Origin of the sequence: Holdemania filiformis, assembly GCF_003459085.1 — a bacterium.
GTDB lineage: Bacteria > Bacillota_I > Bacilli_A > Erysipelotrichales > Erysipelotrichaceae > Holdemania > Holdemania filiformis.
Window position 1 is genome coordinate 130,641 of record NZ_QRUP01000007.1, and the last position, 23,187, is coordinate 153,827.

The window sequence follows — 23,187 nt, forward strand, 5'->3', positions numbered from 1 at the left end:
GTAGAATGGTGACAGAAGGGAAGGAAAGAAATGAAGAAAACAGTAGCCTTATGTTCAGCCTTCTTGTTGATGGTTTCCGCGATGAGCGGATGCTCAACGTCCAACAACAAGCCTGCGGAACAACAACCGTCAGCGCCGGCCACGGCGTATGATGAAGAAAAAACAGCCGACGTCATCGTCGTAGGCGCAGGCGGAGCGGGGTTATCCGCTGCGATCGCGGCCACAGACAACGGCGCACAGAACGTCATCATTATTGAAAAGAGCAACCGTACCGGCGGGAATCTGAATCTGACGTCCGGATCAATGTCCGCAGCAGAAACCTCGCTGCAGAAGGAAGCCGGCATCGAAGACACGAAAGCTTCCTTTGTGGAAGACATTATGAAAAACGGTGCTCAGCTGGGCAACCGCGAGCTGGTCGAAGCGTTCGTGAACGAAGATACGGATATGTTTGAATGGATGCTGGAGCACGGGTTAGCCGACAACGAATTCTCGTTAGACAAAGCGACCGGCGGCAAAGCGGTCTTCGCACCGGAACACCAGTTATATTCCGTACAGCGGACCTACAAACCAAAGGCGGACGACAAGGAACATTATTCCAGCGCCGCGCATGAGGTGCTCGATCAGTACATCAAGACACTGGACAACGTCACAATTGATTTCAACACCGACGGCGTGAAGCTGCTGGCGAACGACAAGGGTCAGGTCTTAAGCGTTGAAGCGGTTACCGAAGATGGTAAGACGATTAAATATACCGCCAACAAGGGCGTCGTGATGGCGACCGGCGGCTATTCCGGAAACTTCAAGCTGATGGGCAAATACGCGGAACATGGTGCGGATTACCTCAGCTCCACAACCTCGATGGGCGAAGGCCTGCGGATGATGCAGGAAGTCGGCGCCAACGTCGATGAAAAAGCGATGAGCTATATCCCGACATTTCCGATGGGCGTGCAGACCGGCCCGCAGAGCGGAACGATCGGTTCTACTTACACCTGGAAGGCAGGTGGTATCTGCGTCAACCAGGAAGGCAAGCGGTTTGTCAACGAACAGGAAGCGCGCGTCGATGTGCGTGAAGTCGCTCTGGAAGAACAGCCGGGCGCGGTTCAGTATGATATCTTCACCGATAAGATCATTGCGGATCTTTCTGCAGCCGGCGGCGATATGATGTACCAGCTGTATTTCAATCCGGAAACCGGACGCGCGAAGAACCTGGTGAAGTCGGCGGCGACGCTGGACGAACTGGCAGCGCTGATCAACGTTCCGGCGGAGGCGCTGAAGGCCACGGTTGAAACTTACAACAAAGCCGTCGACGGCGAAGCTGAAGATGAATTCGGACGCAGCTTTGATGCGACACCATCGGCTTACAGCTTAGCGGTCAACAAGATCGAAGGCGACAAGTTCTATGCAATTCCGTTAAAAGCGTTGGTCGTTATGACGCTGGGCGGCGTTTCGATCGACACGCAGACGCATGTACTGGATGAAAGCGGCAACGTCATTCCGGGTCTGTACGCAGCAGGCGAATGCACCGGCGGCATCTGGGGCAAGTTCGTTTCCGGCGGCACCGGCGTCATGGGTCCGATCACCTTCGGACGGATTGCGGGCCGTACTGCAATGACGGACACCTTAGCGGAAGGCTATACGGTGAAAGCGGTATCCAACCTGTTCGACGCTTCCTTGTTTGAGAAGGAAACGGCGTCCGCGGATCGCTTCGATATGAGCAAGACGCTGAAAGACGGCGAATACACGGCGACGGTCGAAGGCCAGGAAGGTCAGATGACAGTCAAGACGACAATCGCGGACGGCAAAATCAGCGCGGTTGAAATCGTTGAACAGCATGAAACAGCGGGTGTTGCCGACAAGGCAATCAGCGATCTGCCAGCGGCGATCGTTACGGAAAACTCCGTCAACGTCGACACGATCTCGGGCTGCACGCTGTCCAGCGGCAGAATCCTGGATGCGGTCACGGACTGCCTGAACCAGGCTTCCGCACAGTAATTCAGCTTTATCTGAAGAAAGAAGACAGAATGATCACAGATGATTGTTCTGTCTTTTCTTTTTATATAAATAGGAAAGAATTTGCAGAGGATCGATCATTCTGATATCCTATGAAGAACATCCGCTGACGTGATATTTTGGCAAAAATTAAAAAAAATGCCAATTTTCCACGTTCCCTGGATTATTCAGCGAAGCTGTATCTGGAAATGAAGGCCGAAGAAGTCCGTGAACTTTTAAACGCGAAAGGAGAAACAAAGGCTTCCAATAAAGATTTGCGTTGTTCTTACCTTCAGACAGGTCAGGGTGTTTGACAAGCGCCCGGTTTAATAATAAACTTAGGGTGCAAAAAAACAGGATAGAAAAGAGGTTTTTTCAATGAAGGATACATTAATTCACGCGATTAGTGCGAACGGGCATATTCGGGTGCTGACCTGCACCTCCACGCAGCTGGCGGAACAGGCGCGGAAGCAGCATGATCTGTGGCCGACCAGTGCGGCGGCGTTAGGCCGGGTGCTGACGATCACTGCGATCTTGGGCAGCATGTTAAAGACAGAAAAAGAAAAGGTGACCGTTCAGATCAACGGCGGCGGTCCTATCGGAACGATCATGGCCGACGGCTGGGCGAACGGCGATGTGCGCGGATTTGTCGGCGATCCGGAAATTTATCTGAAATATAACGATACCGGCAAGCTGGCAGTCGGAATGGCGGTCGGCAAGGATGGCTATTTAAAGGTCATCAAACGGATGAATATGAAGAACGACTTCACCGGTCAGGTTGCGCTGGTCAGCGGCGAGATCGGCGAGGACTTCGCGTATTACTTTACAATTTCGGAACAGACGCCTTCCGCGGTATCGCTGGGCGTACTGGTTGATACGGATAACTCGGTGATGGCGTCGGGCGGAATTCTGATCCAGATGATGCCGGAGGCTACGGAAGATGATATCAAGCTGGCGGAAGCCGCGGTCGCGAAGCTGCGTCCGGTTTCGGAGCTGGTGAAGGAAGGTCATGACGCCCGGGCACTAGCGGCGATGTTGTTTGACAATCTGGAAATTCTCGAAGAAAAACCGATCCAGTGGCATTGCGACTGCAGCAAGCAACGCTTTAAAGCGGCGCTGACAACGCTGGACCGCGCGGAGTTGGAAAAGATGCTGAAAGAAGACCACGGCTGCGAAGTGAAATGCGAATACTGCAACAATAAAGTGCAGTTTACCGAAGAGGATCTCCGCAGCATCCTGGAGTTCAAAGCGGCATGTGGAAAATAAAAAATCTTGAAATTGCCAATCCGGTTGTCATCGCGCCGATGGCCGGAATTTCCAACGCGGCGTTCCGGACGATCGCGCATGAATTCGGCGCGGGTCTGATCTATACGGAAATGATCAGCGATAAAGCGATCTGTTATTCCAATAAAAAGACGATGGAGATGACACAGCTGGCTCCGGATGAACATCCGATCGCGATGCAGCTGTTCGGTCATGAAGAGGCGTCGATGATTCAGGCAGCGCAGGTGCTGGATAAAACCAACTGCGACGTGATCGACATCAATATGGGATGTCCGGTACCGAAAGTTGTCAATTCCGGTTCCGGCAGCGCGATGATGAAGGATCCGGAAGCGACCTATCAGCTGGTGCGTAAAATTGTGGCAGCGGTGGAAAAACCGGTGACAGCCAAGATCCGTCTGGGCTGGGACAGCTCGTCGATCAACGTGCTGGAAATGGCGCGGGGATTGGAAGCAGCCGGCGTCAGCGCGCTGGCGGTTCATGGGCGGACGCGTAGTCAGCTGTATGAGGGCAAGGCCGATTGGAGCTGGATCAAAAAGGTCAAGGAAGCCGTTTCCATTCCCGTGATAGGCAACGGCGATCTTCGCAGTGTGGAAGACGCCGTGGCGAGAATCCAGGAAACCCAGGTCGATGCGGTGATGATCGGCCGGGGTGTATTGGGTAATCCGTGGCTGATCCGCGATCTGGTCTGCGCGTTCTCTGGGGAAGGGTCTGTTGAGCCCGTCAGCGATCATGAAAAATTTGAGATTGCGCTGGAACACGCCCGTCGTTTGTGTACATTAAAAGGCGAACGGATTGGGATGAAGGAAATGCGCGGGCACGCTTGCTGGTACATCCAGGGAATTCCCTACTCCAATCGGATGAAAGATCGGATCAATCAGATGACAACCTATGCTGAATTCGAGACGATGCTAAAGCTTTATGAGGAAGCGTTGATCAGCGGCAATTTCGATAGGCTGTATCTGGCAGAGTAAATGAATCAAGAACAAAAGCCATTCCTGAAGATAAGGAGTGGTTTTTTTCTTTCGAAATTGACAAACGGAAAAGATTGTTATACTGTATTATTATAAATAGTACAGATCGCTTTGCGATCTTGGGGGATGATCGGAATGGGAAAGAAATTGTTTGCGATATTGACAGCAGTCTTCATGCTTTGCGGGTGTGCAACGGAAATGGATGTGCCGCAGGGAGAAAAAGTTGTAGAACAATGCACAATCAAAGAAGATTTGCGTGTGCGAACTTTGGCCGAAGTCTGGTCTACAGCTAAAAATTACTATGGATATTGGGAATCACTGTCTGAAATTGTAGACTGGGATGCTGCGTTTGATCAATTTCTGCCGCGTGTTATGGCAGCCAAGACTGATGATGAATACGTCGATTTGATGCGTGAGTTCACTGCTTTACTTCATGATGGACATACGAAGTACATTCCGTTTCAGGGTTATCAATCCAATAAAGGGAGTTTGCCCATCCGCTTGGAATACCTTGATGGAAAAATCTATTTAATGGGGAAAAATGAAAAAGTAGACATTGAGCTTGGCAGTGAATTAGTCAGTGTTAATCAAGAACCAGCGTTGGATTATATCTTGACTAATTATGGTAAATTTGTACCAGTTCTGACCGAACCGGCGCATACACGCGAAACGATGGATCAATTCAGAAATGATGAAGTCGGTAAAGAAATTACTCTTCAATTTAAAAAAGAAGACAAATCCATACAGGAAATCCAGCTGGAGTATAGTAAGCAAAATAACGCGATCACTGAAGAACTTTCAGTAAATATGAATTTTGACAAAATATTATATAATTCACAAATCTATACTGTTGCGCCAGTCAATGATGATATTCTTTATATAGAAATTCGTTCATTTTCCGGCGGAGGTATGGATGATACGTTTACTGATATCATTATGCCGCAGCTTGAAAATTATCATGCATGTATTCTCGATGTAAGACAAAATGGCGGTGGAAATTCTCGTTATGGTGATATTATCCTGCAGTCTTTGTCAACTGAGGGTGTGCCGCCTAATTTTGGATTTAATTCCGTTTTCTATTCTTCGATGGTTCCCTATGCCTCGGATAATCCTGCTTTTCAGACTAATGATCAGATGAAGGAAGCTGCTGAGAAAATGATGAAACACGCCTTATATGGCGTCGAGGGAGAGTTATCTGAATATGTGTTAAGTCAGGCGGATAATTGGTTTACAATGGATGTACCGAGAGTGCTGACCATGCCCGTTATTGTTTTAACCTCAGATCAAACTGGTTCTGCGGCCGATACCTTTGCGGCAAAAGCCAAGATTATGGATAACTTTACATTAATGGGGTTAACCACTCATGGCGCAACCGGGAATAAATATAGAGTTAAACTTCCTGATGGCAGTTATTATAGTTTATCGGTAGATAATGTGTATAGCCCTGAAGGATATTGTATATGGAATCATGGTATTGCACCCGATATCGAAGTCTGGCAGACGCTCGAAGATTTGAAAAATCGTAAAGATACCGTCCTTAACACCGCAATTATAACATTAGAGGAAATCTTACAAAAAGAAAGCAATTAAATCATAAGGCAGGATGAAAATGAAAAAATTAATTTCGACCTTGATCGTGATCCTGTTGTTGGCAGGCTGTTCTGAAAAAACGCAGCATGTTGAAGAGCCGGTACAAGATCAATGTACTAAATCAGTTGAACTGAGAGTTGCAGCTTTATCCGAAGTCTGGTCAACAGCGCAGTATTATTACGGATATTGGAATCAGATGCCGGAGGATTTTGACTGGGATGAGAAATATCAGGAATTCTTACCGCGGGTGATGAACGCGAAAACGGATGATGAATATGTTGACGCCATGCGGGAATTTGTTGCCTTGCTTCATGATGGACATACCAGCTTTATTCCCGCTTCAGAATATCAGCTGAACAAAGCCTACCTGCCTTTTGACCTGGAAGATCTTGATGGCAGGCTGTTTCTCAAAGCTGCCAGCCGGGATTATGAAGTTCCTTTAGGCAGCGAACTCCTTGAAGTAGAAAATCAGCCGGCACTCGATTACATTCTGGAGAATTTTGAAAAGTATGTACCGGTGCTGACGGAACCCGCCCATGAAATCGAAACAGTAGACCAGTTTTTAAGAGATGAAAAAGGAAAAGAGATTACATTAAAATGGTTAACCCCGCAAGGTGAAATTGTTGATTCAAAAGTCAGTTATGAAACCTCGAGTTCTGTTTATGTAAATCAGTTAAAAACACTGTCACTTTCAGATAAGAAACATCTGCTTAAATCCAGTCCTTATTTTGTATGTGAACTTAACGAAGATCTTGTGTATTTAGAAATAACATCTTTTATGGGAGACAGTGAAGACCTCTATTATGAACAAGTCATGCCCCTGCTAGAACCGTATTCAGGGGTAATTATTGATATTCGTCGCAATGGTGGTGGAAATTCATATAATGGGGATATTGTTTTAAATTCTTTTACAGATCAGCCTTTACCAAGAACTTTCCGATTTGAATCTGAATTTCATTCTTCCTGGATTCCGTATGGAGATAATGATGATTCTCTCTTCTATAGTGGAGGAGAACTTGATGAATCTGCTCAGCGCATGGTAAAACATGAGTATTATGGGATAGATGAAGAAATCGATGATTATCTGAGCCATATCGAAGAGCTTGAGGATCATCGGGAATTTCCTAAGAAACCTTTTACAATGGATAAACCTGTCGTTATTCTTACTTCGCCATATGCTGGATCGGCGGCAGATACTTTTTCTGTTATGGCGAAAGCTATGGATAATTTTACACTGATGGGTCTGACAACCCATGGAGCGACAGGAAATATTTATGATGTCTCTCTTTCAGATGGAAGCAAGTATACCTTGTCAATTATGAATTGTTATGGTCCAAATAAAAAAAGTATTTGGAATCGCGGTGCAGAGCCGGACATTGAATTGTGGACAACGCCGGAAGATTTATTAAACGGTGAGGATACCGTTTTAAATGCCGCGATTGAAACACTGCAGCGTCAAATCAAGGAACGAACAGGAGAATGACATGTTTACAATAGATCAGCACAGCCGTCAGCCCATATATGAACAGCTGAAGGAACAAATTATCCGGTATGTCAGTCTTGGGGTTCTGCAGCCGCAGGACCGGATGCCCTCGGTGCGGATTTTGGCGCGGGAGTTGGGGATCAATCCCAATACAGTGGTGAAAACCTATCAGGAGCTGGAAGACGAAGGCATTCTGGTCACAGAACCTAAAAAAGGTTTTTTTGTCAGCGATCAGAATGTGCATTCCATTTTATATCAGAGGCAAAAAGAAGAATTCCGCAAGGCGGTAATCCGTTGTCAGGAAACCGGAATCTCTGAGGATGACGCGCAGAAAATTGTCCGGGAAGTTTATGAAGGAAAGCAGGGGTAAACCATGTTAAGGATGGAAAATTGCCGGAAGGTGTACGACGAACAAACAGTATTGGAACATTGCAGCTTAGAATTGGCGTCCGGTTCGATCCTGGGGCTGATCGGAATCAACGGAGCGGGGAAATCCACGCTGCTGCATTGTATCAGCGGCGCGATTCCCGTCGATGAAGGAACAATTACATGGAAAGAACAGCCGGTGCTCGATCATCCGGAGGTTAAACAAAAGATTTTCCTGGTTCAGGATGAACCCGTTTTTGCGCAGACGGAAAATGCCCGGGAACTGATCGAATATCTTTCCTTATTTTATCCGGCCCTGGAATCGGAGTTGTTCTACGATCTGTTAAGCCAGTTAAAGCTTAATCCGAAACAGCCTTTCTCCGCTTTCAGCAAGGGAATGAAACGGCAGGTTTTGATGGCGGCAGGGCTGGCTGCGCACCCGGAACTGCTTTTGATCGACGAGGTGTTTGACGGCTTGGATCCGTTTGCCCGACGGCTGCTTCAAGGACAGCTGGCGGCGCAGACCGTTGAGGAAGGTATGGCCTCGATATTAACCTCGCACCGGCTGAGCGATCTGGAGAATTTCTGCGATGAATACGCACTGTTGGACGAGAAGCGGATTCTGCATCAGAACTCCATGTTTCAAACGCAGCAGGAGCTGGTTAAAGTCCATCTGGCGTTTGATCATCCGATCGATCCCACGATGTTTCAGGATTTTGAGGTGCTGAAGCTGGAAATTCATTCCCGGATGGCGCAGGCGATTCTGCGCGGCAGTCATGACGAGGTGGAAGCGAAGCTGCGGAAGCAGAAGCCGGTCATTCTTGAAATCTTTGATTGTACGCTGGAAGAAGTATTCCTGGCGCAGCTGGAAAAGCGGGAGGAACTGCAATGATCCATAAGAAATTATTAACATCCATGTTAAAGAAAGATTTTAAATTGTTTCTCTGTCTGCTGCTTCTGGATTTGTTGATCATGCCGTTCGTCTATGTCAATTTTCCAACGATGATGGACGAGGCCAGTCTTCTGTTTAACTTTTATTTCATCTATCTGCTGCTGCTCATCGTCATTCTGGTCCAGCGCCAGCTGGGCTTTACGATGAAGCGGGAAGAAAAAATTCATGATTATCAACTGCCACTGACGAAAAGAAGTTTGATTTTAACACGGTTGACGGCCGGCATTCTCATCTTCCTGATTCCTTATCTGATCGCCTGGCTGGTCATGGGCATTCTTATGCTTGGCCGCTGCGCCACTTTGATCTCAATCTGGAATGGAACGGTACAGCTGATTTTGGCGATGTTGATCTATCTTTGTTTTTGCGCCTGGGTATTTCTGCGCAGCCGCAAATCATTTCAGGCACTGCTGACGATCACCGTCTGGACGCTGGCTCCGGTCTTTATCGTTTCGGCGTCTGTGGATATTATGCGGGGAACGGTCACATATCGTTATCAACTCAAGGAATTCTTTACACTGCTGCATGATTTCGGATGTCTTCCGGGTTTGTTTACTCTTGCGGCGAAAGGGTTGATTTGCGACTCTACATTTCCTTCATTAGGAAGCTGTCTGCTTGTTGACGGTATTTATCTGGCCGTGGCGTTGCCTGCAGTCTATCAAGTGACTAAAAATTCAGCAGAGAACGAGCATAAAACGTTAATGCAAAGTTCGTTATTCAAGCTGATGCCGCTCATTTCCGCGGCTGGTGTGATGATTTGGGGATCGTTGACGGCGGTCAGGCCGCAGCAATGTCTGCTTTCCGTAATTCTGGCGGCTGTCCTCTACTTGTTGATTCGTTTCCTTTCTTACTCGAAGATTCAGTTTAACAAAATGATGCTGCTGGTACTGACCGTTGAGTTTCTGGTGGTTCAGGGAATTTTTTGGTCATGGCGGGTCAGCGGCGGCTGGGGCATGACCCGTCATACAACCGTCGAAGACGTCTTCTTTATCAATCATTATGATGGTCTTGGCAAAGTCGGAAGCTATTATAAATACTTTAAGGTGGAGAATACCGCAAGCTTAAGTAAGGAGGATAAAGAAATCCTGATTCAGGCTCAGGTGGAAACGGATAAGCGGTATCGCCGCCAAGGATTGAAAGACGCGGTGGGTGCCATTCAAATGGACTATCGCACACACGATGATAAATACAGTTATTATCTTCCTTATTATACAGATATTATGGAACCGGTGATAGAACTGCTGGAAGAACAGGATGTTCCAATCTTCACTTATCTTCATGTTGATTATCCGGGCTGGGAGAATGCCTTCTATTTACAAGATGTGAACATCAAGCTGTTTTAATCTGGCTTGAGGTTATCCCCGTCAATTAAGCTGCGATCCAATGAAGAATAAGCTAAACGCAGATTCAATCCGCTCTGGTTTTCCTTCCGGGAAAATTTGTAAAACGCGTTCATTAAGCCCTGAAATGACATTTCCCCCGTTGACAAACAATTTGAAAATGCTATAATCTAAACGATTATTTGCGCGAGGAACAGAGGAGTAATCCGGAAACGCTGCAGCGAGAGAGTCCCGGCTGGTGAAAAGGGATATGCAGAATCCGGACGAATAAAGGCTGGGAGCGTCAACGCAGACCTGCGTTACGGGCAGACTGATACGATCAGTCACTAAGATGATTAAAGCGATTTAATCATGAATTAGGGTGGTACCACGATGACAACTCTCGTCCCTATCGGATTTGAGAGTTTTTTTATTAGCAAAAAGGAGGAAAAGAAAATGGAACAGAAGTTATCAGAACAAGAACTGGTTCGCCGTCAAAAGATGGAGGATCTTCGGGCCAAAGGCATCGATCCGTTTGGCCATGCGTTTGCGCGCACGCATCGCTCCGCACAGCTGCGGGAAGAATATGGCGAAGTAAGCCAGGAAGAACTGGAAGAAAAAAAGATTCCGTGTGCCATTGCCGGCCGCATCATGACCAAGCGCCGGATGGGGAAACTGGGCTTTATGCACTTGCAGGACCGCGACGGCCAGATTCAGGTCGTCGTCAACAAAGGTGTGGTTGGAGAAGAAATTTATGAACTGTTTAAAGCTGCCGATCTGGGTGATATCGTCGGGATCGAAGGCTATGTCTGCAAGACCAACACCGGAGAACTGTCAGTGAAGGCGGAAAAACTGGAGCATCTGACCAAGGCGCTGCGGCCGCTGCCGGAAAAATTCCACGGCCTGCAGGATGTTGAGGAACGTTTCAGAAGACGATATGTTGATTTGATCATGAATGAAGACAGCCGCAAGATCGCGATGCTGCGTCCGAAAATTATCCGCGCTGTTCAGCATTATCTGGATGGTCAGGGTTTGATGGAAGTCGAAACCCCAGTGCTGCAGCCGATTTTAGGCGGCGCCGCGGCAAGACCGTTCGTGACTCATCACAACACACTGGATATGGATTTCTATCTGCGGATTGCGACGGAGCTGCCGTTAAAGCGCCTGATCGTCGGCGGACTGGAAGGGGTTTATGAAATCGGCCGCCTGTTCCGCAACGAAGGCATGGATCCGAAGCACAATCCGGAATTTACAACCGTGGAAGCGTATGTGGCTTACAGCGATATCGAAGGGATGATGGCGCTGAACGAAGGTCTGTTTGAAAGCGTTGCGATGGAAGTCTTCGGCAAGACTGACTTCACGCTGGGCGACAAGCAGATTTCCCTGAAAGCTCCGTATAAACGCTGGCACATGGTCGACGCGGTAAAGGAAGTCACGGGCGTTGATTTCTGGAAAGCCATGAGCGTTGAGGAAGCGCTGGCTTTGGCAAAGGAACATGGTGTTGAAGTCCAGCCGCATGAACGCACAGTCGGTCATATCATCAACCTGTTCTTTGAACAGTTCTGCGAGGAAAAGATCACGCAGCCGACGTTTGTCTATGGACATCCGGTAGAGATTTCGCCGCTGGCCCGGAAGAATGCAAAGGATCCGCGGTTCACAGATCGCTTTGAGCTGTTGATCTACGGCACAGAATATTCCAACGCGTTCAGCGAGCTGAACGATCCGATCGATCAGCGTCAGCGTTTTGAGGAACAGCTGAAGTTGAAGGAAATGGGCGACGCGGAAGCCAGCGAAATGGATATCGACTATGTCGAAGCGCTGGAATACGGCTTACCGCCGACCGGCGGCATCGGCATTGGAATCGACCGCTTCGTGATGCTGCTGACAGGCCAGGAATCAATCCGCGAAGTGCTGTTGTTCCCGCACATGAAGAACCGCAACGAGTAAGAAATAGAAACACAAGAGGAATGGCTGATTCAAAGGCGATTCCTTTTTTCTGTTTTGTCTATAGAAACAGGATATGATGTTTTATCGCTTGTCAAATTGTACGATGAAACTAAGCGAGGGATTGAGTTGTTCGAATCTTACTGATAGAATAGATATCATAAAAAGAAGGATAGACAAAGAATAAAAAATAATTCGGCAGCAAGCCTAAATCAGACTTGATATAATGTTGGTAGTCATTGCCGTTAAAAGAAAAATTTACGAACTAAAACATGACAAAAAGAGCGTAAATATAAGCGGAAAGGAGATTCTGCATGAAATTGTATCATGGAAGCAATGTTGCAGTAAAAGATCCAAGAATTCTTCAATCAGACCGAAGGCTTGATTTTGGAACAGGTTTTTATCTTACTTCAAGTTATGATCAAGCAGAAAGATGGGCTTTTCTTACAATGAAAAGACGCGGGGCAGGAACACCTGTCATCACTGTTTATAATCTTAATGAAAGCATGTTATCCTCATTAAATGTAATTAGATTTGATAAGCCGAGAGCTGAATGGTTAAAATTTGTATCAAAAAACAGAAATGATAAAGACTTTGTGGATCAATCTGATCTTGTTATTGGACCTGTAGCCAATGATCGAACAATGCCTGTTATTAAGTTATATTGATCAGGAATTTATGATGAAGCGGAAACGGTAAAGCGCTTGTTGCCGCAAAAATTAAAAGATCAGTTTGCCTTTAAGAGTGATAAGGCACTTCAGGCATTAAGTTTAAGTGAGGTGATCGAGCTGTGAAAGACGAGATGATTTTCATCTTAACCTTTTATAATGAGAAGGTTTCCCAGATGATTGTGGATAAGTATGGAGTCGAACCACTTTCGGCACTTAGACGTTTCTTGTATTCAGAGACTTATAAAATGCTGACGAATGTCGAACTCGAAATGTGGGATTTTAGTCCTTTAGGAATTTTCGATATGTGGGAAGCTGAACAGATTACGGGTAATCCTCGCAATTCTCTATATTTAAGGAGAGATTAAAATGAACAAAGAAATGGAATTTTTTATCCTGTTGCTTGAAAGTTACGCAGCATACAAGCATACGACGGCGGATGAAGTCCTCAAATTATGGGATACGTTAGAATTGACAGATTTTATTTTTGAGATGATTGAGAGATATCACATTGAACGAATTGAAAATGCTTTTGAGGATATTGATCGGCTTATTGCGCAGAAACAAAATAAATTATAGCGAATACTCATTCCTTCTTGCCTCTCCATACTCAATAAAAAAGAATTCAACTATCCTTCATAAATAATGGTAAAATGATAGGCGAGAGGTGAAGCCTATGTTTAAAACCGGTCAGTTATCCCGGGCTTTTGAAATTGATCGAACAAGCTTGAACCATTATGTCCGCACCGGTCTGCTCAATCCGGATATGCTGGACAATCAATATCATACCTACTCGTTTCAGGATTTCGTGGCGCTTTCCTATATCCGGCATTACCGTGGTCTTGGCTTTTCCATGAACGAGATTAAAGCGCTGACACGACAGTGGGACAATGAGGAAAAGCTCCAATATTGCCAGAATGAAATGCAGACGATTGACGATCAGATCCGCCTGCTGCAGCTGAAGCAGCGCTTTCTGGAAAATTTCATGAACCTGCTTCGATTCTATGAAAGCTATCGTGATCATCCAGTGCTGCTGATGACGGAGCCTTATTATTTTATCAAACGGGAAGCGCTGGAGGATCCAGTGCTGAAGGCGTTGTATAAGCAGCTGCCCAGCAATGAGTTCACGGCAGTCTGCGATCAGGACTTCAAAGTGACGCTGCGGCCGCAGTCGGCGCAGGGACTGGTGCTGAAAGAAGCGTGGGTCAAAGAATTTCAGCTCCCATTGCCGGAACAGGCTATTTTTTATCCGGCGGAACAGCGCTGCCTCTGCGCGTTTCGCGTCGGGGGAACGGAGTTTGAAATACAGCTGCAGGCGTCCTTGCAAAGTTTATATCAGACGATGGAAGAACAGGGTGTGCGGCTGCAGCGGGAGTTCGTCATTTATCTGTTGATCAGTAAGTACAATCAGGTCGACGAATATTTCGACGTCTATGTTGATATTCCTCTGAAAATGCTTGACTGATGAATCGTTCATCAGTTTATACTTTTCTTGTGAATGGATGAACGATATCTGTTTTCAAGGAGGGAAAGAATTTGAAAGAGTGTTCAAGAAGAAATTTCATCAAAGGCATGGCAGCGTCCGCGGCCACACTGGCTGTTGGCGGATTGTTAGCCGGATGCGCGACCAATGAAGCGCCGAAAGCTGAAAACCAAGGCGGTGGAGAACAGCGGACTTGGGATAAGGAAACTGACGTTCTGATCTTAGGCGCCGGCGGCGCGGGTATGTGCGCAGGTTATGAAGCGACCCAGGCCGGCGCGAAAGCACTGATTCTGGAAAAAGCGGAAAGCTTCGGCGGCACGTCGATCCGTTCCGGCGGGATTATCCAGGCTTCCGGCACCGCGGCTCAGAAAAAATTGACGAGCTATCAGGAGGATACGGCGGAAAAACATGCGCAGTATTACCTGGAAGAGGGCGAAGGCACGCTGGACGAGGAACTGGTTAAGGACATGACAGCTGGTTCGGCGGGCCATATCGAATGGCTGGAAAGTCTGGGGCTGGAATTCACCAACGTCACCGGTTCCGCTCATGTGCCGATGGCGGATGAGAGCAATTATGCCGACCGGATTCATGGAACAGCCGTCGGCGCTTCCGGGATGTTCACGGCGGTTCATGATGCGGCGGAGAAGAGCGGCGTTGAATTTATGTATAACACGGAAGCGACCCAGCTGATCGTTGAAAACGGCAAGGTTGTTGGCGCGGAAGCGTTATCAGAAGGCAAAACCATCGCGATCAAGGCGAATAAGGGCGTGATCATCGCGACATCCAGCATTGATCACAATCAGGAAATGAGCAAGGCGCTGAGTCCGAATCAGTATTATGACAACGCCAATTCGATTTGCGCGGCGGCGCCGACCAACACCGGCGACGGAATCCGGATGGCGGCGGCGATCGGCGGACAGCTGACGCATTTTGGCGGGGTCATCGACCTGACGGGCAAGACCAGCGCTGGCATTAACCGCCAGACGCCGCTGATGCCATGTTTCTTCGTAAATAAATACGGCCGTCGTTTCGCCTGCGAAGATACGACGTATGCTTTGACTTCGCGCGAACTGTGGCGGGAGATGACCAAGACGAATCATGCCTGCTACACCATCTGCGGTCCGAATGCTGTTATGACCAAAGAAAAGCTGGATGAAATGGTCGCGTCCGGCAAAGCCTTCACGGGGGCGACGATGCAGGAACTGGCGGCGCAGATTGACGTCGACGGCGAAAATCTGCAAGCCACGCTGGATCAGTGGAACAAGGATATTACAGAATCCGGGAAGGATCGTCAGCTCGACCGCGCGACCGGATTGGAAGTCATCGAAGGACCGTATTACGCGTTTGAAGAAGGGTTCATGAACCTGGGCTCGATCGGCGGTCTGAAGATTACTCTGAACTGTGAAGTCGTCAACACCCAAGGCGAAGTGATTCCGGGACTGTACGCCGCAGGGATGGCGTCTGCCGGCTGGGTAGGTCCATTCTATCCGGGATCGGGAACCGCTTTACTGGGCGCGATTCACTGGGGCCGCAAAGCGGGCAAGGTAGTCAGCGCGCTGTAAGTCTGCGGACTTAAAGCATTGATCAACGAAAGTAAAATTTGATCTATTTAAAAACGACAGGATGCAGATGACGCCCTGTCGTTTTTACGTTCAAAAAGAGTGGCAAAGATTAGATTGTGGGGAAATCTGTAGTGAAATCGTTATCCCTGAGCTAATGCTTCGCCTGATAATCCGAACCCCACGCCTGCATCGCATCGAGCACCGGCTTTAAACTATACCCCAGTTCAGTCAGCGCATACTCCACCCGCGGCGGCACTTCGGCATACACGGTGCGCGTCAGTAAGCCGGAGGCTTCCATTTCTCTTAACTGCGCTGTCAGGACCTTCTGCGTCACCGTACCGATCGATTTCTTCAATTCACCGAAGCGTTTCGCTCCGGGCAGTAAATCCCGCAGAATGAGAACCTTCCATTTGTTGCTGATAAGCGTCAGAGTGACTTCCACCGGACAGGCTGGCAGTCGCTTCTCCTGGATCACTTCGCTCATAATCTCCCTTCTTTCCTCATTGGTATCTTTTTGGAACCTAGAGCACAATTAAGTGCTTACTTTCGTTTTGATCCCTTTGATGCTATTCTAATCCTGACAAAGGACAAACACAAGTCCTTTTGTGGAAAACCTGAAGGAGGAAAAGAAAATGCAGGAAGTAATTCAGTTTTTAAACGAAAATCCGGTTCAATATCTGGCAACGGTTGGCCGCGATGGCAAGGCGAAGTGCCGTCCGTTCATGTTTGCCGGTGAAAAAGACGGCAAGCTGTGGTTCTGCACGAACAACACGAAGGAAGTCTATCAGGATATGTTGATGAATCCCAATGTTGAGCTCAGCGTAGCCAGTCCGGCTTATGCCTGGATTCGCCTTAATGGAAAAGTTGTTTTTGAGGATAACCGTGCCGTTAAGGAAATGTGCCTTGAAAATCCGATTGTCAAAGGTCAGTATCAGACGCCGGACAATCCGATCTTCGTCGTCTTCTATCTGGCAAACGCGCACGCTGTGATCGCGGATTTCTCCGGTAATCCACCACAGGCAACCACGCTCTAACCGACAAACCGGCAGACCGTTGAGGTCGGCCGCTTTTTAGCGGAGAAAGGGGGAAGAAGTTATGGAAAAGGAAGCTATTTTAAGAATCTTGCAGGAAGATATTCATTCGACCATCGCCGCGACTTTGGGAGAAGACGGACATCCGCAGACCCGGGCGATCGACATCATGTTGATCGAAGACGGGAAACCAATCTTTTTGACGGCACGCGGCAAAGCGTTTTACGATCAGCTGACAACGCAGAAGTTTATCGCGCTGTCGGGAGTAAAGGAGGGGATTTCCGTATCATTGCGAGGCCAAGTGCGGCCGGCGGATCCGGGATTGCTGGATCTGGCCTTTGAACGAAATCCTTATATGCAGAGGATTTATCCAGGAACAACCCGGCAGGCGTTGGTCATGTTTGAGCTTTATGAAGGGCAGGGTGAGATTTTCAATCTCAATCAGCGGCCGGTTTATCGCCAGCGCTTTACGATCGGCGAAGTCGAACCGGCAGGCATGCGGTATGGGATCACAGCGAAGTGCGACGGCTGCGGCGTTTGTTTGAGTGTTTGTCCGCAGCAGTGTATTGAGCTGACCGGCAAACAGGCGCACATCTGTCAGGAACATTGTCTGCATTGCGGACAGTGCCAGCTGCATTGCCCTAGACAGGCTGTGGTGCACGAGCCATGAATCAGGAAGAGCGCTGCGTCTGGCTGATCCGTCAGCTTCTGCGTGAACAGAGATGGGAAGATCAAATAAAAATTCCCGATCAATTTCCCCAGTGCCAACGCTTGCTGCGCGGCCTGATGAACGTTCGTCCGCCCTGGCCGGCGGATCCGGAATGGCTACGGATTCAGGACGATTATTTACAAACAGAGCTGAATTCTTCTGTCATACCCGATGCAACCGAATTGCCTGAGCTGGAGCCGGGCATCAGTCTGTGGCAGGGTGACATCACCAAAATTAAGGCGGACGCGATCGTCAACGCCGCGAACAACGCGCTGTTAGGCTGCTTTATTCCTAATCATGGCTGTATTGACAACGCGATTCACTCGGCGGCCGGGATCCAGCTGCGGCAGGCTTGCCAGACCTTGATGGAAAAACAGAAAATGCCGGAGCCAGTCGGTCAGGCTAAAATCACGTCGGGTTTTAATCTGCCGGCTTCGTGGGTTTTGCATACTGTCGGTCCGCAAATTCAGGGTGTCCTGAAACCCCGGCATTGCGAACAGCTGGCTTCCTGTTATACCGCGTGTTTGCAGAAAGCGGCTGATTATCAGCTGAAAACGCTGGTCTTTTGCTGCATCTCGACAGGGGAGTATCACTTTCCTCCGCAGACGGCGGCGCCGATAGCGATTCGTACAGTCCGGACATTTCTGGCCCGTAGCGGCTATCCATTCAAGGTTATATTTAACGTATTCCGCGATCAGGATGCTCAGCTTTACCGCTCACTGCTGGGACACTCCGGCGACTGATCCGTGATCTGGTTTGTTATGGGAAACCGGAACAGGTTGAAACAGAGTTCCTTTTATTCTATCAATCCGAAAGGCAGGAATTGACAATGCAAGAGAAACAAGACAAGTCCCAGGAAGGGGCCATTGCGGCTTTGCGGAAAGCATTGAAGGAGGCGCAGGCCGTCGTGATCGGCGCGGGGGCCGGCCTCTCCATCAGCGCCGGCTTCTCGATGTCTGGTCCGCGGTTTTATGAACATTTCCAGGATTTCGCGGATGCGTATGGATTTCAAGATATGTATTCCGGCGGATTTTACCCGTTTGATACACTGGAGGAATACTGGGCCTATTGGAGCCGGTATATTGAGCTGAACCGGTACAGTCCCGCCCGCTATCCGGTGTATGAACGGCTGCTGGAACTCGTTCAGGGGAAGGATTACTTCGTGATCACGACCAATGTCGATCATCAGTTCCAGCGGGCGGGATTCGATCATCACCGCTTGTTCTACATGCAGGGCGATTACGGACTGTGGCAATGCAGCGTGCCGTGTCACCAGAAAACCTATGACAATGAAGCGATTGTGCATGAAATGGTTCGGTCGCAATCCAATCTTCAGATCCCCTCCCGGCTGATTCCCCGCTGTCCCCGCTGCGGAAAACCGATGAGCATGAATCTGCGGATTGACGCTACCTTTGTCGAGGATCCAGGCTGGCATGCGGCGGCTCGGCGCTATGGCGATTTTCTCCGGCGGCATGCGCACAAGAAAATATTGTTTTTGGAGCTTGGAGTGGGACTGAATACGCCGGGGATTATAAAATACCCTTTCTGGCAGATGACGGCGCAAAATCCGAATGCGGTTTATGCTTGTCTGAATCTGAAGGATGTGGCGGCGCCTCGTGAGATAGTGGAACGATCCATCTGTATTCAGGGTGATATTGGAGAAGCGCTGAGGGTATTATAAAGTCAATAAAATGTAAGTCTTTTGATAATTCCTATGCATTTTCACTCCTTTCTACTCATTCTAACCATTCTTGTCAATGAATTGGTTAGAATGAGTAGAATGTGGTTAGAATGGAATTAGGAGGAGATTTATTGTGTTGATGTAACTAATAAGATATAATATTGGTTACATAAAGGAGACTGGCATATGAACAATGGATATATAGAAAAAATGCGCGCCAGAATTGCGCAGACTCCAGCTGGGACTGTGTTTGTCAATTCGGATTTCGCAGATATTGCGGATTCCAATACCATCAAACAGAGTATAAACCGTTTAATTCGTGATGGGATTCTGCGCCGCATTATCCGGGGAGTGTTTGAAAAACCCAAATACAGCAATCTCCTAAAGGAATATGTGGCTGCGGATCCAGATGCGGTTGCCCAAGCCCTTGCCAGATGCTATCATTGGACAATTGCCCCTTGCGGTGACACGGCTTTAAATAGGCTGGGACTGTCTACGCAGGTAACCGCTGTCTGGTCTTATATCAGCGATGGACCGTACAAAACGTATCAATGGGATAAGATAACGATTGAATTTAAGCACCGAACAAATAAGGAAATCACAGGGCTTTCCCCGATGACAATTCTGGTGGTTCAGGCTTTAAAAACATTGAGGAAGGAAAATGTGGATGATAAAACTATACGCATCCTCTCCAGGAGATTGAACCCGGAAGAAAAAAAGGTCATGTTGAGGGAAGGAACCGAGGTAACGGACTGGATTTACACTAGGCTAAAAGAAATTTGTAAAGGAGAGCTGGGGGGATGATTGAGATTGCCAAATTGCCGGCAGACGACCGGCGTGAATTATTTCATAATACTGCGGCAAAAATAGGATTCCATGACGCTATCATTGAAAAAGATTTTTGGGTTTGCTTAACTCTAGACTATCTGTTCCGTCGTTCCCCATGGAAGTCGGCCATTACATTTAAAGGCGGGACCAGTCTGTCAAAAGGATATCATCTTATTAGCCGCTTTTCCGAGGATATTGACCAGATTTTAGATTGGCGTATTTTGGGGTTTGATAAAAATGAGCCATGGGAAACACGCTCCAATACCAAACAAGATGCTTTCAACAAAGAGGCAAACAGGAGGGCTGAAGTTTTTCTGGCGGAAACTTTCTGCCCACAGGTTAAGGAAGGTCTATCCATTGAGTTGAGTATGCCTGTCAATCTTTACATAGACGAGGAAGATAAGCAAACGGTCATTTTCGCATACCCAAACTTGTTTACAGACGTTTCTACCTTGCAGGTGATTCGATTGGAGATTGGCGCTTTAGCTGCGTGGACTCCGGCCTGTTCTGGTAAATATCGTGCCCTATGCGGCGGAACAGTACCCGCAATTATTCAAGAAAAAAGATATATCTGTGCTGACAGTCGCGCCGGAGCGTACCTTTTGGGAAAAAGCTACAATCCTACATCACGAGGCGAATCGCCCGGAACATTTGGCGATGCCCCGGCGGTATTCCAGACATTATTATGATTTGTATTGCATGGCGCAAACATCGGTGAAGACAAAAGCATTTTCACGTTTGGATTTGCTGCAAAGAGTCGTGGATTTCAAAATGAAGTTCTATCCCCGTGGCTGGGCTCGGTATTTTGAGGCTGTGCCTGCTACTTTAAATCTGCTTCCTCCGGCATACCGAATGGAAACGCTGCGCGAGGATTATACTGCTATGAAAAATATGCTTTATGGTGAGATTCCTTCTTTTGAAACGGTTATGAATTTGATTAGAAATCTGGAAAACGAAATACATAGGTTGTAAATAAGGGCTTATATTTATAATTTAGACGTATAAGTGGGGAGTCTGTGAGAAGATAGCTCCCTTTTTTCTATGAGAAATGTAGGAGAATGGATTCTATGGATTTTTATTCATTGTGAGCAATAAACATAGCCTCCCAGGGATTATGAAATACCCTTTCTGGCAGAGGACGGCGCAAAATCCCCAGGCCATGTATGCCTGCCTAAATCTCGGTGAAGTCTATGCGCCGGAAGAAATTGCGGAAAGATCAATCTGTCTGAGCGTGGATATTCGCGATGTTCTATTTAACATCACTTGATCTCAATTTTTAACGCTCATCAAACGCTGGAACCTCATGAATTTCAAGCATCCTGAAGCATGTTATGTTCCTTCCGGTATTGCGTCGGACTTTGGTCAAAGTTTTTGCGGAAAGTCTCCGCGTAGTAACTGGCGCTGCCAAAGCCGACGGCCAGCGCGATCTCCATTACGGACATGGCGGTGTCCCGCAGCAGCTCTAGGCTTTGATAAAGGCGGTATTGATTGACGTAGGCCATCGGCGTCTGATTCAGAAAGCGCATGAACAATTTGCAGCATTTACTTTGTCCGACCGCTCCGCTGGCGGCGATTTGAGCCAACGTTAACTTTTGGGCAAAGTGCAGATGAATGGTTCCGACCATGACTTTTAAACAACGCAGATCCGGATTTTCTACATCGGTTACAACCGCAGGAGGAAGGTTTTCTACCAGCAGCGCTCCGATCGCAGCCATCCTGGACAAGGCCTGAAGCGGGGCAGAACGGGTGTCAGCTCCGGCTTCAATCGCCAGAATATGATCACGGATTTCTTTCTGCCACGGAATTTCCGGCCGCAAAAAAACGAAGGGGGCCGCAGTGTTTTCGATCAGCGGATCAATAAGATTCCGTTTGAATGAAGGCAGCGGACAAAGCAGCTGTGGATGCAGAAGCAGACATAGAAACGTACATTCTGTTCGGTCGGGGGAAAATCCATAGTGCATCTGACGGGCGTTGACGATGAGCCCCTCGCCGCTGTTTAACGTTAAAATCTCGCCGTTGACATTGTAGCTCATCGATCCCGAATGCACGACGATGAACTCCAGATCCTCATGCCAATGATTCAGCGCGGTATAATTGGGATAATCGGAGAGCCGGCCCGGACAATGATAAATCGGATAGGCCGGATCGTTGTAGCGGATTTTTTCCGATGCGTCAGCGTTAAGCTCCACTTGTGTTTTCATCATTCACCTCGCAGGATTGTTATAGAAATACGCAGGATAAGAATAGAAAAGATAAAAAATTCACTCTATAATTATGGATAGATTGGAGATATCAGTCAAGGAGGGGAACACGATGTTTGCGGATTATCATGTCCATACCGAATTCAGCGACGATTCCGTTTATCCGATGGAATGTGTTGTTCAGGATGCAATCCGGATGAAAATGGACGAGCTTTGTTTTACCGATCATGTCGATTATGGAATTAAGGAAGACTGGGACAGCGGCAAGCCGATTGTGTATCGGGGGCAGGATCCGCTGGCGAATGTCGACACGCCGCGCTACATCCGCGAAATTGATCGGATGAAGCAGAAATACGGCGGCCAGATCACGCTCAAAACCGGGTTGGAGTTTGGTGTTCAGGTTCATACGATCGACCAGTTTGAGGCCTTGTTCAAGCGGTATTCCTGGGATTTTATTCTTCTGTCGATCCACCAGGTGGAAAATCAGGAATTCTGGACGCAGGATTTCCAGCGCGGAAAATCGCAGCAGGAATACAATGAACGCTACTATCAGGAATTGCTGGAGGTCGTTCAGAAATATAAGCATTACAGCGTACTGGGACATCTGGATTTGATCAAGCGCTACGATCCTGCGGGAATTTATCCGTTTGAGCGGGTCAGACCGTGGATTGAGAAGATTTTGAAGGTGGTCGTCGCGGAGGGGAAGGGGATTGAAATTAATACGTCGGCGAAGCGCTACGGATTGACGGAAACAATGCCCTCCATCGAGATTTTGAAATGTTACCGGGAATGCGGCGGCCGGATTGTGACGATCGGCAGCGACAGTCACAAACCAGAACATCTGGGAGCCGGGATCAGCGAAGCGAAGGAACTTCTGAAATCGCTGGGTTTCGACAGCTTCTGTACGTTTGATCAGATGCAGCCTGTCTTCCATGCCCTGTAAGGGACAAAGGATCATTCATAACGGAGGAAAGAAGGTCGGTGAACCGGCCTTTTTGCGTCAGAACGGACGAAAATCGAAAAGAGGAATCAAAAGAGCTTGAATCTTGTGGAGATCTGATAGAAACTAACATCAGGAAGATCGCGGAATCCAGCGTGAATTCGCGGTCATTTTTAAAGGAGCGGAACC

The 23,187-nt window shown here is 47.9% G+C and carries 22 protein-coding genes and 1 pseudogene; 21 read left to right on the forward strand and 2 right to left on the reverse strand.

The annotated features are described in order from the left end of the window. Positions 1-30 precede the first annotated feature (30 nt). The 13 genes from DWY25_RS07530 (at position 31) to DWY25_RS07595 (ending at position 15,608) form a co-directional block, all read left to right on the forward strand. Complete coding sequence (locus DWY25_RS07530; RefSeq protein WP_117894719.1) at positions 31-1,992, forward strand: FAD-dependent oxidoreductase; 1,962 nt, start codon at positions 31-33, stop codon at positions 1,990-1,992. A gap of 375 nt (positions 1,993-2,367) precedes the next feature. Continuing rightward, positions 2,368-3,255: an Hsp33 family molecular chaperone HslO gene (gene hslO / locus DWY25_RS07535; RefSeq protein ID WP_117894720.1), complete on the forward strand. Its 888-nt coding sequence runs from the start codon at positions 2,368-2,370 to the stop codon at positions 3,253-3,255. Continuing rightward, positions 3,243-4,244 carry a tRNA dihydrouridine synthase DusB gene (dusB, locus tag DWY25_RS07540; protein ID WP_117894721.1) on the forward strand — a complete coding sequence of 334 codons (1,002 nt, stop codon included), beginning with the start codon at positions 3,243-3,245 and terminating at the stop codon, positions 4,242-4,244. Before hslO ends, dusB begins: the two co-directional genes overlap by 13 nt. A 135-nt stretch (positions 4,245-4,379) precedes the next feature. Next, positions 4,380-5,834 (forward strand): S41 family peptidase, encoded by a 1,455-nt coding sequence (locus tag DWY25_RS07545; RefSeq protein ID WP_181981741.1) that lies wholly within the window; start codon positions 4,380-4,382, stop codon positions 5,832-5,834. A 19-nt stretch (positions 5,835-5,853) separates the two neighbouring features. Next, positions 5,854-7,317 carry a S41 family peptidase gene (locus DWY25_RS07550; protein WP_181981742.1) on the forward strand — a complete coding sequence of 488 codons (1,464 nt, stop codon included), beginning with the start codon at positions 5,854-5,856 and terminating at the stop codon, positions 7,315-7,317. 1 nt (position 7,318) lies between these two features. Next, positions 7,319-7,687: a GntR family transcriptional regulator gene (locus tag DWY25_RS07555; RefSeq protein ID WP_181981743.1), complete on the forward strand. Its 369-nt coding sequence runs from the start codon at positions 7,319-7,321 to the stop codon at positions 7,685-7,687. A gap of 3 nt (positions 7,688-7,690) precedes the next feature. Then, positions 7,691-8,575, forward strand: coding sequence for an ATP-binding cassette domain-containing protein (locus DWY25_RS07560; RefSeq protein ID WP_117894725.1), 885 nt, complete (start codon positions 7,691-7,693; stop codon positions 8,573-8,575). After that, the gene (locus tag DWY25_RS07565) at positions 8,572-9,975 is read left to right on the forward strand and encodes a hypothetical protein (protein WP_117894726.1); all 1,404 of its coding nucleotides are present in this window, start codon (positions 8,572-8,574) and stop codon (positions 9,973-9,975) included. Before DWY25_RS07560 ends, DWY25_RS07565 begins: the two co-directional genes overlap by 4 nt. 432 nt (positions 9,976-10,407) lie before the next feature. Then, positions 10,408-11,898: a lysine--tRNA ligase gene (gene lysS / locus DWY25_RS07570; protein ID WP_117894727.1), complete on the forward strand. Its 1,491-nt coding sequence runs from the start codon at positions 10,408-10,410 to the stop codon at positions 11,896-11,898. Between the two features lie 311 nt (positions 11,899-12,209). Continuing rightward, the gene (locus DWY25_RS07575; RefSeq protein ID WP_220412923.1) at positions 12,210-12,563 is read left to right on the forward strand and encodes a DUF3990 domain-containing protein; all 354 of its coding nucleotides are present in this window, start codon (positions 12,210-12,212) and stop codon (positions 12,561-12,563) included. Positions 12,564-12,932: 369 nt separating this feature from the next. Beyond that, positions 12,933-13,142 (forward strand): DUF3791 domain-containing protein, encoded by a 210-nt coding sequence (locus tag DWY25_RS07585; RefSeq protein WP_117894729.1) that lies wholly within the window; start codon positions 12,933-12,935, stop codon positions 13,140-13,142. A 97-nt stretch (positions 13,143-13,239) separates the two neighbouring features. After that, a complete protein-coding gene (locus DWY25_RS07590) occupies positions 13,240-14,028 on the forward strand; it encodes a MerR family transcriptional regulator (protein ID WP_117894730.1) in 789 nt (262 codons plus the stop codon). A 71-nt stretch (positions 14,029-14,099) separates the two neighbouring features. Next, positions 14,100-15,608, forward strand: coding sequence for an FAD-dependent oxidoreductase (locus tag DWY25_RS07595; RefSeq protein ID WP_117894731.1), 1,509 nt, complete (start codon positions 14,100-14,102; stop codon positions 15,606-15,608). Between the two features lie 151 nt (positions 15,609-15,759). On the opposite strand, the gene DWY25_RS07600 is transcribed toward DWY25_RS07595, so the two are convergent. Beyond that, positions 15,760-16,092 (reverse strand): winged helix-turn-helix transcriptional regulator, encoded by a 333-nt coding sequence (locus tag DWY25_RS07600; RefSeq protein WP_117894732.1) that lies wholly within the window; start codon positions 16,090-16,092, stop codon positions 15,760-15,762. A 148-nt stretch (positions 16,093-16,240) separates the two neighbouring features. On the opposite strand from DWY25_RS07600, the gene DWY25_RS07605 reads away from it, so the two are divergent. From DWY25_RS07605 to DWY25_RS18025, 7 genes and pseudogenes are all read left to right on the forward strand, one after another. After that, complete coding sequence (locus DWY25_RS07605) at positions 16,241-16,642, forward strand: pyridoxamine 5'-phosphate oxidase family protein (RefSeq protein ID WP_039863629.1); 402 nt, start codon at positions 16,241-16,243, stop codon at positions 16,640-16,642. Positions 16,643-16,703: 61 nt separating this feature from the next. Further along, complete coding sequence (locus DWY25_RS07610) at positions 16,704-17,309, forward strand: 4Fe-4S dicluster domain-containing protein (protein ID WP_117894733.1); 606 nt, start codon at positions 16,704-16,706, stop codon at positions 17,307-17,309. Next, positions 17,306-18,091, forward strand: a complete 786-nt coding sequence (locus DWY25_RS07615; RefSeq protein ID WP_117894734.1) for a protein-ADP-ribose hydrolase — start codon at positions 17,306-17,308, stop codon at positions 18,089-18,091. Before DWY25_RS07610 ends, DWY25_RS07615 begins: the two co-directional genes overlap by 4 nt. Before the next feature lie 86 nt (positions 18,092-18,177). After that, entirely contained in the window at positions 18,178-19,029 is an 852-nt protein-coding gene (locus DWY25_RS07620) for an SIR2 family NAD-dependent protein deacylase (protein ID WP_117894735.1), read from the forward strand. 186 nt (positions 19,030-19,215) lie between these two features. Then, on the forward strand, positions 19,216-19,833 hold the full coding sequence (locus tag DWY25_RS07625; protein ID WP_117894736.1) for a DUF6088 family protein: 618 nt from the start codon (positions 19,216-19,218) through the stop codon (positions 19,831-19,833). Further along, positions 19,830-20,297: pseudogene (locus DWY25_RS18020) on the forward strand (nucleotidyl transferase AbiEii/AbiGii toxin family protein); the annotation flags it as partial. The gene DWY25_RS07625 and the pseudogene DWY25_RS18020, both read left to right, overlap by 4 nt. A 79-nt stretch (positions 20,298-20,376) precedes the next feature. Continuing rightward, positions 20,377-20,829: a nucleotidyl transferase AbiEii/AbiGii toxin family protein gene (locus DWY25_RS18025; RefSeq protein ID WP_261795722.1), complete on the forward strand. Its 453-nt coding sequence runs from the start codon at positions 20,377-20,379 to the stop codon at positions 20,827-20,829. 338 nt (positions 20,830-21,167) lie between these two features. Here the strand turns inward: DWY25_RS18025 and DWY25_RS07635 are convergent, their stop codons facing one another. Then, complete coding sequence (locus tag DWY25_RS07635) at positions 21,168-22,058, reverse strand: AraC family transcriptional regulator (RefSeq protein ID WP_181981744.1); 891 nt, start codon at positions 22,056-22,058, stop codon at positions 21,168-21,170. Between the two features lie 112 nt (positions 22,059-22,170). Between DWY25_RS07635 and DWY25_RS07640 the strand changes: the two genes are divergently transcribed. Then, positions 22,171-23,001, forward strand: a complete 831-nt coding sequence (locus tag DWY25_RS07640) for a histidinol-phosphatase HisJ family protein (RefSeq protein WP_117894738.1) — start codon at positions 22,171-22,173, stop codon at positions 22,999-23,001. The last annotated feature ends 186 nt before the right edge of the window (positions 23,002-23,187 follow it).

Coding starts and splice junctions, on each gene's coding strand:
- DWY25_RS07600 (WP_117894732.1), bottom strand. CDS start 16,092: ATGAGCGAAGTGATCCAGGAGAAGCGACTGCCAGCCTGTCCGGTGGAA.
- DWY25_RS07640 (WP_117894738.1), top strand. CDS start 22,171: ATGTTTGCGGATTATCATGTCCATACCGAATTCAGCGACGATTCCGTT.
- lysS (WP_117894727.1), top strand. CDS start 10,408: ATGGAACAGAAGTTATCAGAACAAGAACTGGTTCGCCGTCAAAAGATG.
- DWY25_RS07565 (WP_117894726.1), top strand. CDS start 8,572: ATGATCCATAAGAAATTATTAACATCCATGTTAAAGAAAGATTTTAAA.
- DWY25_RS07575 (WP_220412923.1), top strand. CDS start 12,210: ATGAAATTGTATCATGGAAGCAATGTTGCAGTAAAAGATCCAAGAATT.
- DWY25_RS07615 (WP_117894734.1), top strand. CDS start 17,306: ATGAATCAGGAAGAGCGCTGCGTCTGGCTGATCCGTCAGCTTCTGCGT.
- DWY25_RS07555 (WP_181981743.1), top strand. CDS start 7,319: ATGTTTACAATAGATCAGCACAGCCGTCAGCCCATATATGAACAGCTG.
- DWY25_RS07625 (WP_117894736.1), top strand. CDS start 19,216: ATGAACAATGGATATATAGAAAAAATGCGCGCCAGAATTGCGCAGACT.
- DWY25_RS07550 (WP_181981742.1), top strand. CDS start 5,854: ATGAAAAAATTAATTTCGACCTTGATCGTGATCCTGTTGTTGGCAGGC.
- DWY25_RS07635 (WP_181981744.1), bottom strand. CDS start 22,058: ATGAAAACACAAGTGGAGCTTAACGCTGACGCATCGGAAAAAATCCGC.
- DWY25_RS07605 (WP_039863629.1), top strand. CDS start 16,241: ATGCAGGAAGTAATTCAGTTTTTAAACGAAAATCCGGTTCAATATCTG.
- DWY25_RS07620 (WP_117894735.1), top strand. CDS start 18,178: ATGCAAGAGAAACAAGACAAGTCCCAGGAAGGGGCCATTGCGGCTTTG.
- DWY25_RS07590 (WP_117894730.1), top strand. CDS start 13,240: ATGTTTAAAACCGGTCAGTTATCCCGGGCTTTTGAAATTGATCGAACA.
- DWY25_RS07585 (WP_117894729.1), top strand. CDS start 12,933: ATGAACAAAGAAATGGAATTTTTTATCCTGTTGCTTGAAAGTTACGCA.
- DWY25_RS07560 (WP_117894725.1), top strand. CDS start 7,691: ATGTTAAGGATGGAAAATTGCCGGAAGGTGTACGACGAACAAACAGTA.
- DWY25_RS07530 (WP_117894719.1), top strand. CDS start 31: ATGAAGAAAACAGTAGCCTTATGTTCAGCCTTCTTGTTGATGGTTTCC.
- dusB (WP_117894721.1), top strand. CDS start 3,243: ATGTGGAAAATAAAAAATCTTGAAATTGCCAATCCGGTTGTCATCGCG.
- DWY25_RS07610 (WP_117894733.1), top strand. CDS start 16,704: ATGGAAAAGGAAGCTATTTTAAGAATCTTGCAGGAAGATATTCATTCG.
- hslO (WP_117894720.1), top strand. CDS start 2,368: ATGAAGGATACATTAATTCACGCGATTAGTGCGAACGGGCATATTCGG.
- DWY25_RS07545 (WP_181981741.1), top strand. CDS start 4,380: ATGGGAAAGAAATTGTTTGCGATATTGACAGCAGTCTTCATGCTTTGC.